At 64.1% G+C, this 12,210-nt stretch carries 11 protein-coding genes; 6 read left to right on the forward strand and 5 right to left on the reverse strand.

The genetic code is table 11. From position 1 onward, the window contains the following. Nucleotides 1-32: 32 nt before the first annotated feature. The gene (locus CAL22_RS09665; RefSeq protein ID WP_094812588.1) at nt 33-419 is read right to left on the reverse strand and encodes a cupin domain-containing protein; all 387 of its coding nucleotides are present in this window, start codon (nt 417-419) and stop codon (nt 33-35) included. Between the two features lie 162 nt (nt 420-581). On the opposite strand from CAL22_RS09665, the gene folC reads away from it, so the two are divergent. From folC to purF, 4 genes are all read left to right on the forward strand, one after another. Beyond that, on the forward strand, nt 582-1,886 hold the full coding sequence (folC, locus tag CAL22_RS09670) for a bifunctional tetrahydrofolate synthase/dihydrofolate synthase (RefSeq protein WP_094812590.1): 1,305 nt from the start codon (nt 582-584) through the stop codon (nt 1,884-1,886). Between the two features lie 118 nt (nt 1,887-2,004). After that, nucleotides 2,005-2,832, forward strand: a complete 828-nt coding sequence (locus CAL22_RS09675) for an SPOR domain-containing protein (protein ID WP_094812592.1) — start codon at nt 2,005-2,007, stop codon at nt 2,830-2,832. Beyond that, nucleotides 2,829-3,317: a CvpA family protein gene (locus CAL22_RS09680; protein WP_094812594.1), complete on the forward strand. Its 489-nt coding sequence runs from the start codon at nt 2,829-2,831 to the stop codon at nt 3,315-3,317. The genes CAL22_RS09675 and CAL22_RS09680 overlap by 4 nt, the downstream gene beginning before the upstream one ends. A 43-nt stretch (nt 3,318-3,360) precedes the next feature. Further along, nucleotides 3,361-4,881, forward strand: coding sequence for an amidophosphoribosyltransferase (gene purF / locus CAL22_RS09685; protein WP_094812596.1), 1,521 nt, complete (start codon nt 3,361-3,363; stop codon nt 4,879-4,881). A 66-nt stretch (nt 4,882-4,947) separates the two neighbouring features. Here purF and CAL22_RS09690 read toward each other — a convergent pair whose 3' ends face one another. The 4 genes from CAL22_RS09690 to map are packed head-to-tail and all read right to left on the reverse strand — an operon-like array spanning nt 4,948 to nt 9,645. Further along, nucleotides 4,948-5,427, reverse strand: a complete 480-nt coding sequence (locus CAL22_RS09690) for a disulfide bond formation protein B (RefSeq protein ID WP_094812598.1) — start codon at nt 5,425-5,427, stop codon at nt 4,948-4,950. 12 nt (nt 5,428-5,439) lie between these two features. After that, nucleotides 5,440-6,153, reverse strand: a complete 714-nt coding sequence (locus CAL22_RS09695; RefSeq protein WP_094812600.1) for a MarC family protein — start codon at nt 6,151-6,153, stop codon at nt 5,440-5,442. A gap of 48 nt (nt 6,154-6,201) precedes the next feature. After that, nucleotides 6,202-8,799 (reverse strand): [protein-PII] uridylyltransferase, encoded by a 2,598-nt coding sequence (locus tag CAL22_RS09700; RefSeq protein ID WP_094812602.1) that lies wholly within the window; start codon nt 8,797-8,799, stop codon nt 6,202-6,204. Between the two features lie 24 nt (nt 8,800-8,823). Continuing rightward, nucleotides 8,824-9,645, reverse strand: a complete 822-nt coding sequence (gene map, locus CAL22_RS09705; protein WP_094812604.1) for a type I methionyl aminopeptidase — start codon at nt 9,643-9,645, stop codon at nt 8,824-8,826. Nucleotides 9,646-10,368: 723 nt separating this feature from the next. Here map and rpsB point away from each other — a divergent pair. Together rpsB and tsf are read left to right on the forward strand one after the other, a co-directional pair. Next, nucleotides 10,369-11,118 carry a 30S ribosomal protein S2 gene (gene rpsB / locus CAL22_RS09710; RefSeq protein ID WP_094812606.1) on the forward strand — a complete coding sequence of 250 codons (750 nt, stop codon included), beginning with the start codon at nt 10,369-10,371 and terminating at the stop codon, nt 11,116-11,118. Between the two features lie 148 nt (nt 11,119-11,266). After that, nucleotides 11,267-12,145, forward strand: a complete 879-nt coding sequence (gene tsf, locus CAL22_RS09715; RefSeq protein WP_094812608.1) for a translation elongation factor Ts — start codon at nt 11,267-11,269, stop codon at nt 12,143-12,145. The last annotated feature ends 65 nt before the right edge of the window (nt 12,146-12,210 follow it).

The raw sequence follows: 12,210 nt of genomic DNA on the forward strand, positions 1-12,210 counted from the left end.
GGAATGTCTCCTTGAGGGGGGCGCGCGTGGCGTCAACCGCGGATGACGCGGTCGGGGCGCTCTTCGTAGGGCGGGGTGTAGATGACCAGCAACCGGGCGGGCTGCGCGCTGGTGACGGTAAACAGATGGGGGATGTCGGCGGGGAAGTAACAGCAGTCGCCCGCTTGCATGTCGGCGCTTTCGTCGCCCACCTGGGCGCGGGCCGTGCCCTCGAGCAGATAACAGACCTGCTCGATGCCGGGATGGGCGTGAGGCAGGGCGCCGCTGCCTTGCTCGATGGTGCCGAGCAAGACTTCGACATGCCGGGAGCCCACCGTCTCGGGGCTGATGAGGCGGCGGTTGGTGGTGCCGGTGTGGTTGGCAGGGTGGTAGGCGGTGGCGTCGCGTTCGCGTACCAGCCAGGTCGGTTTGCGGTGCATCTTGTCTCCTAAAAATTCTTATTTGTGAAAACAGTTTCACATATGAGAAAAATGACGGCAAGCCCTGATGCGGCCTCGCCTCGCCCATTCCCCTGCGCGGGGCCCGGGTAAATACCGAGACGTCCCTGCTAAAATGACGGCTGTCTTACTCATGTGTCCGCCATGCCTCCCCGTCCCGACGCCACAGCCGGCCTTGCCGACTGGCTGCACTACCTAGAGTCCCTGCACGCCAAGACCATCGATCTCGGGCTGGAGCGCGTCAAGGCCGTCGCCGAGCGCCTCGCGCTGCGTCTGGACGCCGTGACGTTCACGGTGGGCGGCACCAATGGCAAAGGCTCGACCTGTGCCATGCTCGAAGCGATTCTGCTGTCGGCCGGCTACCGCGTCGGCCTGTACACCTCACCGCATCTCATCGACTTCAATGAGCGGGCGCGGGTCAATGGCGAAATCGCTTCCGACGCGGCGCTCATCGAGCAGTTCCAGGCGGTCGAAGACGCCCGGGGCGAAACCAGCCTGACCTATTTCGAGTTCACCACGCTGGCCATCTTGCGGATGTTTTCGCAGGCGCGCCTGGATGCCGTCGTGCTCGAGGTCGGTCTGGGCGGCCGGCTCGATGCGGTCAACATCATCGATGCGGATGTGGCCATCGTGACCAGCGTGGATCTGGATCACATGGACTACCTGGGCGACACCCGCGAGAAAATCGGCTTCGAAAAGGCGCATATCTACCGCGCGGGCCGGCCCGCCATTTGCAGCGATCCCGTGCCGCCGCAAAGCCTGCTGGATCACGCGGCCGCCATCGGCGCCGATCTTTGGCTGTTCGGGCGGGATTTCAATTACTCCGGCGATCGCCAGCAATGGGCCTACGGCGGGCGTGATGTACGCCGCAGCTCCTTGGGGTATCCGGCGCTGCGCGGGGCCAACCAGTTGCTCAATGCCTCGGCGGCCTTGGCCGCGCTGGAAACCGTGCGCATGCGCCTGCCGGTGCCGCAGCAAGCCGTGCGCCTGGGCCTGCTGCAAGCTAACTTGCCGGGGCGCTTTCAGATACTGCCCGGCCAGCCCACCGTCATCCTGGATGTTGCGCACAATCCGCATGCTGCGGCCGTGCTGGCGCAAAACCTCGACAACATGGGTTTCCATCCCTACACGCACGCCGTCTTCGGCATGCTCAGCGACAAGGATCTGCCGGGCGTCATCGCCAAGCTGGGCAGCCGTGTCGATCACTGGTATTGCGCCGGTCTGCCGGGCGCGCGCGGCAGCGACGGCGCCACGCTGGCTGGGCAGGTGCGGCAGGCGCTCCCGCCTTCGCCCGCGGGCGCCGAAGCGCCAACCGTAACCGCCTATGACGACCCGGCACAAGCCTATGCCGCTGCGCGCGAAAAGGCAGGTGAGGGTGATAGAATCGTCGTGTTTGGGTCCTTCCTCACGGTTGCCGGCGTTTTGCAGGCATTGGGCCGCAAGGTATAGACAACGCAACGGCCATGCCGCGCTCCGGTCACCCTGTGCGTAGGCCTTTCGCCAGCAACCGCGGGCAAGTGCGCAGCGGGAGGGTTCCCGCCGTGCCGGCCGCCAGGATGTGAGTTCCATGGGTTTGTTCACACGCAAAGATTCCGCCTCTGAATCCTCGCCCTCCCGGCCGCGTCCGTCGGTCTCCAGCGAGGCCCAGGCGGCCGAGTTGCGCGGCCGTGCCCGCCGCCGCCTGGCCGGTGCCATCGCGCTGGTGCTGGCCGCGGTCATCGTCCTGCCCATGATGCTCGATTCCGAGCCGGTGCCGGTGTCCGATGACATCCCGGTGCGCATTCCCGATCGCAACAGTCCCTATCAGCCCAACGTATCCGAGCCGGTCGCCGTGCCTCAGGCTCCCGCGCAGCCGCCGGCCGATGCCGGGCAGGCGCCGGCCACGCCGCCGGATGTCGCCGCCGCGCAAACACCGGGCGCGCATGGGGTGCCGCCCGCAGGTGCGCCGCAGGCCAACGCCGTGCCGCCGCCGCTGGCTGCCACCACGCAGCCGCCGCGCCCGCAAGAGGCTCCCAAGCCGGCCGATAAACCGGCGCCGGCCAAACCTGCTGACAAGCCCAAGGCCGATAACCGTTCGGATGACGGCGCGCGCGCGCTCGCCCTGCTGGAAGGCCGCACGCCCGCGGCAGCGGCCAAACCGGCCGCCAAGCCGGCCGCCAATGGCAATTTCGTGCTCCAGGTGGCCTCTTACACCACGCAGTCCGATGCGCAGGAGCGGCGCGGCAAGCTGCACCAGGCGGGCGTGACCAACGCCTTCGTCGAACAGGCCAACATCAATGGCAAGCAGCAATACCGTTTGCGCGTCGGGCCTTTCCCTTCGCGTGAAGCGGCCCAGGCGGCCCAGGCGCGTCTGCGTACCCTGGGTTATGACAACGGCTTCATTGCTGCCCAGTGACTGGCTTCGACTTCGTCGTCATGACGATTCTTGCCGTCTCCGGCATCCTGGGTCTGGTGCGCGGCCTGCTGAAAGAAATGCTATCGCTGGTGGCTTATCTGCTGGCCTTCGCGGCGGCGATCTGGTGGGGCCCCACGGTCTACACCTGGCTGCAGCCTTATATCGAAACCAGTGTGCTGCGCATGGGGGTCTCCTACGCAGCGGTCTTCATCATCGTGTTGCTGGCCGTGGGGCTGGTCAACATGACGCTCAGCGCGTTGATCCGCAGTACCGGCCTGTCGCCGGCGGATCATGGACTGGGGGCGGTGTTCGGGCTGGCGCGGGGGCTGCTGATCATCGTCGTGCTGGTGGCGCTGGCAGGCTACACCCCGCTGCCCGAAGAAGTCTGGTGGAAAGACGCGATGTTTTCGCATTCGGCCACCGAAGCCGTCAGGCAGCTCAAGGCGGCCTTGCCGCCGTCGCTGGCAACCTGGCTGCCGTACTGAATTACTGATTGTTTTACCGTTTTATATCTATTAGGAACTCACCATGTGTGGAATCGTCGGGGTCATCGGGCGCGGGCCGGTCAACCAGCTGCTCTATGACAGCCTGCTGTTGTTGCAGCATCGCGGCCAGGACGCCGCGGGCATCGCAACGATGCACGGCAATCACTTCAATATGTACAAGGCCCACGGCCTTGTGCGCGACGTCTTCCGCACGCGCAACATGCGGGCGCTGCCCGGCACCAGCGGGGTCGGCCAGGTGCGTTACCCGACCGCCGGCTCCAGCGCCAGCGAAGAAGAGGCACAGCCGTTCTACGTGAACGCGCCCTTTGGCATCATGTTCGCGCACAACGGCAACCTGACCAATTGGCGCGAGCTGCGCGAGTCGCTCTATCGGGTCGACCGCCGCCACATCAATACCAACTCGGACTCCGAGGTGCTGCTCAATGTGCTGGCGCACGAGCTGCAGTCGGCCGCCAGCGGCGTGTCGCTGGACGATGACGCGATTTTCCGCGCCGTCTCGGCGCTGCATCGCCGCGTGCGCGGCGCTTATGCCGTCGTGGCCCAGATCTCGGGTTACGGCCTGCTGGCCTTCCGCGACCCGCATGGCATCCGTCCGCTCTGTATCGGCCGTCAGGAAACCGATGAGGGCGTGGAGTGGATGGTCGCCTCCGAATCCGTCGCGCTCGAAGGCAGCGGCTTTAGTTTCGTGCGCGATGTGCAGCCGGGCGAAGCCGTGTTCATCGACCTCGATGGCCGTCTGGCCAGCCGCCAGTGCGCCGAGAACGCCGAACTCGTGCCCTGCATTTTCGAGTATGTCTACTTCGCGCGGCCCGACTCGATGATAGACGGCGTGTCGGTCTACGACGCCCGCCTGCGTATGGGCGAGTATCTGGCCGACAAGGTGGCGCGCAATATGCGTCTGGGCGATATCGACGTGGTCATGCCTATCCCGGACTCGTCGCGTCCGGCGGCCATGCAACTGGCCGCTCGCCTCAATCTCGATTACCGCGAAGGCCTGATCAAGAACCGTTACGTCGGCCGTACCTTCATCATGCCGGGCCAGGCCGTGCGGCGTAAATCCGTGCGCCAGAAGCTCAATGCCATCGGCATGGAGTTCAAGGGCAAGAACGTGCTGCTGGTCGATGACTCCATTGTTCGCGGCACGACCAGCCGCGAAATCGTCGACATGGCGCGCGCCGCCGGGGCCAACAAGGTGTATTTCGCCTCTGCCGCGCCTCCGGTGCGTTTCCCCAATGTCTACGGCATCGACATGCCCACGCAGAAAGAACTCATCGCCACCGGCCGCAGCGACGATGAGATCGCGCGCGCAATCGGCGCCGATTCCTTGATCTACCAGGATCTGCACGACATGCAGCAGTCCGTGCGCGATATCAATCCCGCGCTCAAGCGCTTCGAGGCATCCTGCTTTGACGGCGAGTACATCACCGGCGACATTACGGCCGAGTACCTGGCCCGTCTGGGTCAGTCGCGTGATTCTTCGGCGGGCGAAGAGCTGGCTGGCGGCTTGCAGTTCAACATGGGTTACGCGGCCAACGACGTTTGAGGCGTCAGGCAGTGCGCATGCAAAAAGGCGGCCATCTGGCCGCCTTTTTCGTGGCTTGCGCTTGGGTCAGGCGCGGCGGCGTACGGTGGCCGCGGCCATGAAGAACAGCACTACGAACAGGGCCAGGCTCCAGATGGCGTACTCGATGCCCAGCAGGCTCACCATGGCATCCATGCAGGTGGCGTAGATGCCAAAGACCGAGGGCAGCGCGCCATCAAGTCCGGTTGCGCTCATGAAGCGGTCGGCAAACGTCTGGTCGCAGGACAGCATCTTGGCCGCCACACTGTATTGATACCAGGCTGCCGCCACGCCGCAGGCGGCAAGCACCGTGCACAGCAGACCGCCCAGGCGCGCGGCCAGCGGCGGGGCGTAGGCAGCCACCAGCGCAATCAGGCCGATGCACAGGTAGATCAGGCGCTGCATCACGCACCAGGCGCAGGGTGCCATGTCAAAAGCGTATTGTGAAAGCAAAGCCAGTCCGATCGCGCCGAAGCTGAGCAGGGCGATCAGCAGCAACAGGCGTCGGCGAGCGTTGGGGGCGTTCATAAGGGATCCATCCTATGGTGTGGGTGCGGGTATGGCCAGCGCGGATTGGGCAAGCATGGCAAGCAGAAGTTCACGTGCGCCATCCCAAAAAATCTGCACGCCCAGGCAAAGCATGATGAAGGCCGACATGCGCATGAAGACGGCGGTGCCGTTTTCGCCCAGCCGGTGCAGAATCTGCGCGGCAAAGCGCAGGCAGATATAAAGCGTGAGCGAGACCACCATCACGCCGGGCAGCGAGCCCCCCAGCCGCAGCAGACTGACCAGCCGGTCGTCGTCGCTGAGCGAAGCGCCCACGGTGATGGCTGCGGCGATCGAGCCAGGGCCGCAGGTGATCGGGAAGGTCAGGGGATAGAAGGCGCGAGCTTGGGCCGTTTCATTGGTGAACGGCTCGGCCATGCGAGCTACCCGGCTGGTGTCGCCATCGGCCGAATTGACCAGGCGCCAGGCGCTGTAAATGACCAGGATGCCGCCGCCCACACGCACGATGGCCAACGAAATGCCAAAAAAACTCAGCACCACGTTGCCCGCCACCATGGCCACGATCAGCATGGCGGCCACGTTGACGGCCACCCGCTTGGCCAGCGCGCTGCGGGTGGCGTTGGAGGCGCCGGTGGTCATCGTCCAGAAAATCGGGGCGATGGCGGGAGGATTCAGAAAGGGCAGCAGGGTCGCCACCGCGAACAGAAAGCTGCGGCCCAGGATCAAGGCATATTCGGTGTACGCCATACGCTAAACGGCTGTTAAAAAAGCCGATTGTATGCGGTTTGTCACCGATTAAGCGGCCTTTTGTTGCGGCTCCTCGCCGGCCAGCGCATCCAGCACGGCATGCTCGAACTGCATTTGCGTGCGGGGGCGTTCGAGCACCGAGCCGGAAATGACGAACACGTCCTCGACCCGGTCGCCCAGCGTCATGACCTTGGCCATGACGAGGTCCACGCCATGTTCGGCAAACACCTTGGCCAGCGCATAGAGCAGGCCGGGGCGGTCGGTGGCCGTGACCGACAAGCGCCAGGACTGGCTGCGCTCATCGGGGTGCAGTTCAGCCTGCGGCATGACCGGAAACACCCGCGACAGACGCGATTGCCGGTTGCGGTGGTAGCCGTGCGACCGCGCCAGCGGCACATCGCCGCGTGCCTGCCGCAAGCGGGCAGCCAGTTCGTGTTCGACCAGCGCGGCTTGAGCGCGCAAATCAGACAGGGGTTCCGTAGGCAGCACTATGAAACTGTCCAGTGCCCAGCCCTGGCGCGTCGTATGGATACGCGCGTCCTGGATGCTGAACGCCTTGCCATCGAAATAGCCACAGGTGTTCATGAAGAGATCGGGTGTGTCACGGGTGTAGACCATGATCTGCAAACCCGCGCCTTCTTCGGTCGGGCGCACCTTGACCACGGCCTCTTCGGGCTGCACCTGGTAGTAGAGGTGGCGGGTGTGCCAGGCGATCTCGGATGCATCGTGGCGCAGGAAGTAGGCCACATCCAGTTGTTTCCAGAACGCCTCGCGCGCATCGTCGCGCAGGCCGGCCAGCCGCAGCAGCCGGGCCGCCTCTTCCTTGCGCGCGGCCAGCACGGTGTGCGCGTCCTGCGCGCCGCCCAGCGCCGTGAGCGTCAGGCGATAGAGGTCTTCGAGCAGCTTGCCTTTCCAGGCGTTCCAGACCTTGGGGCTGGTGCCGCGGATATCGGCCACCGTCAGCAGATAGAGCGCGCTCAGGTGGCGTTCGTCCTTGACCTGGCGGGCGAAGTCGTTGATGACTTCGGGGTCGGACAGGTCGCGCTTCTGGGCCACGGCCGACATGAGCAGGTGCTGGCGCACCAGGAACTCGACCAGCTCGGCGTCTTCGGGCGAGAGCCCATGTTCGTGGGCGAAACGGCGCACATCACGCGCGCCCAGCTCGGAGTGATCGCCGCCGCGGCCTTTGGCGATGTCGTGAAACAGGGCGGCCACGTAGAGCAGCCAGTGCCTATCCAGGCCCGCCATGACCTGGCTGGCGACGGGGTACTCCAGCGCATGCTCGGGCATGGTGAAGCGGCGCAGATTGCGGATGACGGCCAGCGTGTGCTGGTCGACCGTATAGACGTGAAACAGATCATGCTGCATCTGCCCGACGATGCGGCGAAACACCGGCAGATAGCGCGGCAGGATGTTCAGCATGGTCATGCGCCGCAGCTCGTGCACGATGCCGCGCGGCTGCTGGAGGATCTGCAGAAACAGCTTGCGGTTGACCGGATTGCGGCGGAACTGCGCGTCGATGCGATGACGGGAGTGCCAGATGGCGCGCAGCGTGCGGGCCGACATGCCGGTCAGTTCGGGATGCTGCTGCATGATGAGAAAGGCCCGCAGCATCAGGGTCGGATTGCGTTCGAAGCAATCCTCGCGAATGATGTCGAGCCGCTCGTGCAGATTGCGGAAATCTTCGTCGATCGCGCGGGCGTCGCTCTCCGGGCGCGGCAGCAGCCTTTCCTCGATGTTCTGCACCAGGATGGCATTGAGCTGCGTCACCAGGCGCGCTGCCCAGTAATAACGCTGCATCAACAGTTCGCTGGCGCGGCGCGTCGCCGTCGAATTGATCCCGTAGATCTCGGCCAGCGCCGGTTGCAGATCGAAGAGCAGCCGGTCTTCCCGGCGCCCGGTGAGCAGATGCAGTTCGATGCGCAGGCGTTTGAATGCCTGCTCGGCGCGGCGCAGGTCGCGCGCCTCGGAGGCGGTCAGCAGCCCGGCCTGGGCCACGGCGCGCCAATTGCGGCCGAATCCGGCGGCGCGCGCCATCCACAGGATGACTTGCAGGTCGCGCAGCCCGCCTGGCGACTCTTTGCTGTTGGGCTCCAGTGCGTACGGCGTGTCTTGATAGCGCGCGTGGCGCTGCTGCATTTCGACGCGCTTGGCCTGGAAGAAGGCGCGGGCATCCAGGCGCGCGGCCATGGCGGCCTCGAACTGCTTCATGAGGTTGCGGCTGCCCGCCAGAAAGCGTGATTCCAGCAGGGCCGTCTCCACCGTGATGTCGGCGGCCGCCTCGGCTTCGCAATCGGCCAGCGTGCGCACGCTATGCCCGGGCTCCAGGCCCAGATCCCACAGCGCCGCCACCAGGGTCTCGACGGCTTCGGCTGCCGCGCCCGTGGGCGCGTCAGGCAGCAGGATGAGCAGATCCACATCCGAGTGCGGATAAAGCTCGCCGCGGCCATAGCCGCCGACCGCGGCCAGCGTGGCGCCGGCCGGCAGGGGGCAAAGCTTGAGCAGTTCCCGTAGGGCCTGGTCGACGATGCGCCGCAACTCGCCAAGCAGGGTATCCGGACGGTGATGCTGCCGGAATTCGGCCACCGCCGCCGCTCGCGCGGCCTGCATGCGTTCCTTGATGGGGTGAAGATCAATCTGGGTCATGCAGGGCCTGCGAGTGCCTGGGGGTCAGATGGCCGGGACGATAACCGTGTCCGGCACGAAAGCGGGAGGGCGGGGCATGTTCGGCGAGATGGTCAGCACTTCACAGCCGGTGTCGGTCACGCAAATGGCGTGCTCCCATTGGGCCGAGAGGCTGTGATCGCGCGTGACCACGGTCCAGCCATCGGCCAGTTGGCGGATCTCGCGCCGCCCGGCGTTGATCATGGGCTCGATGGTAAAGAGCATGCCGGTCTGCAGTTTGACGCCGGAGCCCGGCTTGCCATAATGCAGCACCTGCGGATCTTCGTGGAAGCGCTGGCCGATGCCGTGGCCGCAGAACTCGCGCACCACCGAAAAGCCCTGGGCTTCGGCATATTTCTGGATGGCGTGGCCAACATCGCCCAGCGTGGCGCCATTGCGCACGGCGGAAATGCCCTTCCACATGCAATCGAAGGTGATTTCGGTCAGGCGGCGCGCCAGGATGCTGGGTTCGCCCACGTAGTACATGCGGCTCGTGTCACCAAACCAGCCATCCTTGATGATGGTGACGTCGATATTTAAAACGTCCCCATTTTTAAGCGCCTTGTCGCCCGGAATGCCGTGGCAGACCTGGTGATTGACCGACGTACAGATGGCGCCCGTGAAGGGCGGGTAGCCGGGTGGGGCATAGCCGACCGTGGCGGATTTCACCTTGAGTTCATCCGTCAGGTATTGGAGCGCCAGCTTGTCCAGTTCGCCCGTGGTCACGCCGGGTTTCACGTAGGGCGTCAGGAAGTCGAGAATCTTGGCGGCGTCCTGGCAGGCCGCGCGCATCTTGGCCAAATCGGCCGGGTCGGTAACTATGCCCATGTATCAGCTTGAGTATCGGCTTGGAAAAATAGTAGAATTATAGGCTTGCCTAGAAAACCGTGTCTAAACGGCATATCTAAACGAGCTTTGTTCGGGCTTTGGTTTGCCTTATCGGGTTGGTGCGATTACTGGATGTTGCCAGATTGGCCTGTCGTTGCGAAGGAACGGCGTTGGCGGGTCCGGTAGCTTTGATGGAAGCGCGTTGAGCTTGAAGTGGGGCCAGAGTGGGGCAGGGCTTGGCTTGGCGCCTGGGAGCGATCCTGGGGTGTCTAGCCTGTCGTTTTGGCAGTCTGCCGCAAGGCAGGCGGTAATTTAGGTCAAGTCGTAGTAAAACAGAAATCGGGCGCGATGGGTGCGGCGAAAGCTGCCTCATAAGGCTTTGATCACGTTTTTGAGCGGCGGTGCAGGCGCGGTGTGGGCGCCCGGTTTAAGTTTGGCGGACTGATGACAGTCCGGCGAAATGCCCCGGGACCTGATTCCAGGACGCCGGATTCCGCCGCCAACAAAACGGTTCGAGCTTGCCATGGCCATGCGCCATGCCGGTCGTCTGGGTTTGTCGTGTGCGTTTCGGGGTGTCCCGGATGTGGCATGATCGGCCGACCCGTTTTCTGCAAACCATCCTGTCAGGCATTGGCGCCAGGCAGGAAATCGCGCGTCTAGCCACCCAGGGTGCCGGAGAAACCGGTGCAGGCCAGGCGCAAGACCCAACCCTCGGAGATAGTTATGTCCCTCATGCGCGAAATGCTCGAAGCCGGTGTCCACTTTGGCCACCAGACCCGTTACTGGAACCCGAAGATGGCTCCGTACATCTTCGGTCACCGCAACAAGATTCACATCATCAACCTGGAACAAACCGTCGGTAAGTTCCAGGACGCCACCAAGTTCGTCAAGCAAGTGGCTGCCCGTGGCGGCAACGTGCTGTTCGTCGGCACCAAGCGGGCCGCTCGCGAGCTGGTCGCCTCCGAAGCCCAACGTTGCGGCATGCCCTACGTTGATGCCCGCTGGCTGGGCGGCATGCTGACCAACTTCAAGACCGTCAAGAGCTCGATCAAGCGCTTGAAGGACATGGAAGTCATGGTCGCCGACGGCAGCGTCGAGCGCCTGACCAAGAAGGAAGGCCTGCTGTTCCAACGCGAACTGGACAAGCTGAACAAGTCGATCGGCGGCATCAAGGACATGAACGGTCTGCCCGACGCCCTGTTCGTGATTGACGTCGGCTACCACAAGATTGCCGTGGCCGAAGCCCGCACGCTGGGCATCCCGGTCGTGGCCGTGGTTGATACCAACCACTCGCCCGACGGTGTGGATTACATCATCCCCGGCAACGACGACTCGGCCCGCGCCATCGAACTGTATGCCAAGGGCATCGCCGACGCCGTGCTGGAAGGCCGCGAACAAAACCTGAACGGTCTGGTCGAAGAGATCGCCGAAGGCCAGGAAGAGTTCGTCGAAGTGCAAGAAGGCCAGGCCTGATGCACGGTGCCGCCGGATGAAACATCCGGCGGCGATCATGCCGAGGCGGGCTCCCGCCTCAGGCCCGGTGCGATTGCCCGGGTGTCACAATGAATCAAACCATATGCCCCGGTTCTTCCGGGGCATGTCTTAGCGAATTGGAGCAAACATGGCTGAAATTACCGCCGCCCTGGTCAAGGAACTGCGCGAAAAGACCGATGCGCCCATGATGGAGTGCAAGAAGGCCCTGACGGAAGCCGAAGGCGATCTGGCTCGTGCCGAGGAAATCCTGCGCGTCAAGCTGGGCAACAAGGCCAGCAAGGCAGCTTCGCGCGTGACCGCCGAAGGCCTGATCGGCCTGTTCATCGCCGCTGATGGCAAGCAAGGCGCCGTCATCGAAGTGAACTGCGAAACCGACTTCGTGGCCAAGAACCCCGATTTCGTGGCCTTCGTCAACAAGCTGGCCGAGCTGGTCGCCACGCAAAACCCCGCCGACGTCGCTGCGCTGTCCGCGCTGCCCTTCGGTGAAGGCACCATCGAAACCACCCGTACCGCTCTGGTCGGCAAGATCGGCGAGAACATCTCCATCCGCCGCTTCCAGCGCATCGAAACCCCGGACGCGCTGGCCAGCTATGTGCATGGCGGCCGTATCGGCGTGTTGGTCGAGTTCGCCGGTGCCGAAGAAGTGGGCAAGGATCTGGCCATGCACATCGCCGCCACCAAGCCCAAGGCCCTGAACGCCGACGGCGTGTCGGCCGACGATATCGCCACCGAGCGTTCGGTGGCCGAGCAGAAGGCTGCCGAATCCGGCAAGCCGGCTGACATCGTCGCCAAGATGGTTGAAGGCTCGGTGCAGAAGTTCTTGAAGGAAGTCACGCTGATGTCTCAGCCCTTCGTCAAGAACGACAAGCAATCGGTCGAGCAGATGCTCAAGGAAAAGGGCGCCTCGATCAAGCAATTCGTTCTGTACGTCGTTGGTGAAGGCATCGAGAAGAAGACCACCGATTTTGCCGCCGAAGTCGCCGCAGCTGCCGCTGGCCGCGCCTGAAGCTTAAATTAGTGCCTAAGGGCCGGCGCATAGGGGCCAAATCCTCTGTGACCGGCCTATTTCTT

This window comes from Bordetella genomosp. 12, assembly GCF_002261355.1.
Classification (GTDB): Bacteria; Pseudomonadota; Gammaproteobacteria; order Burkholderiales; family Burkholderiaceae_B; genus Bordetella.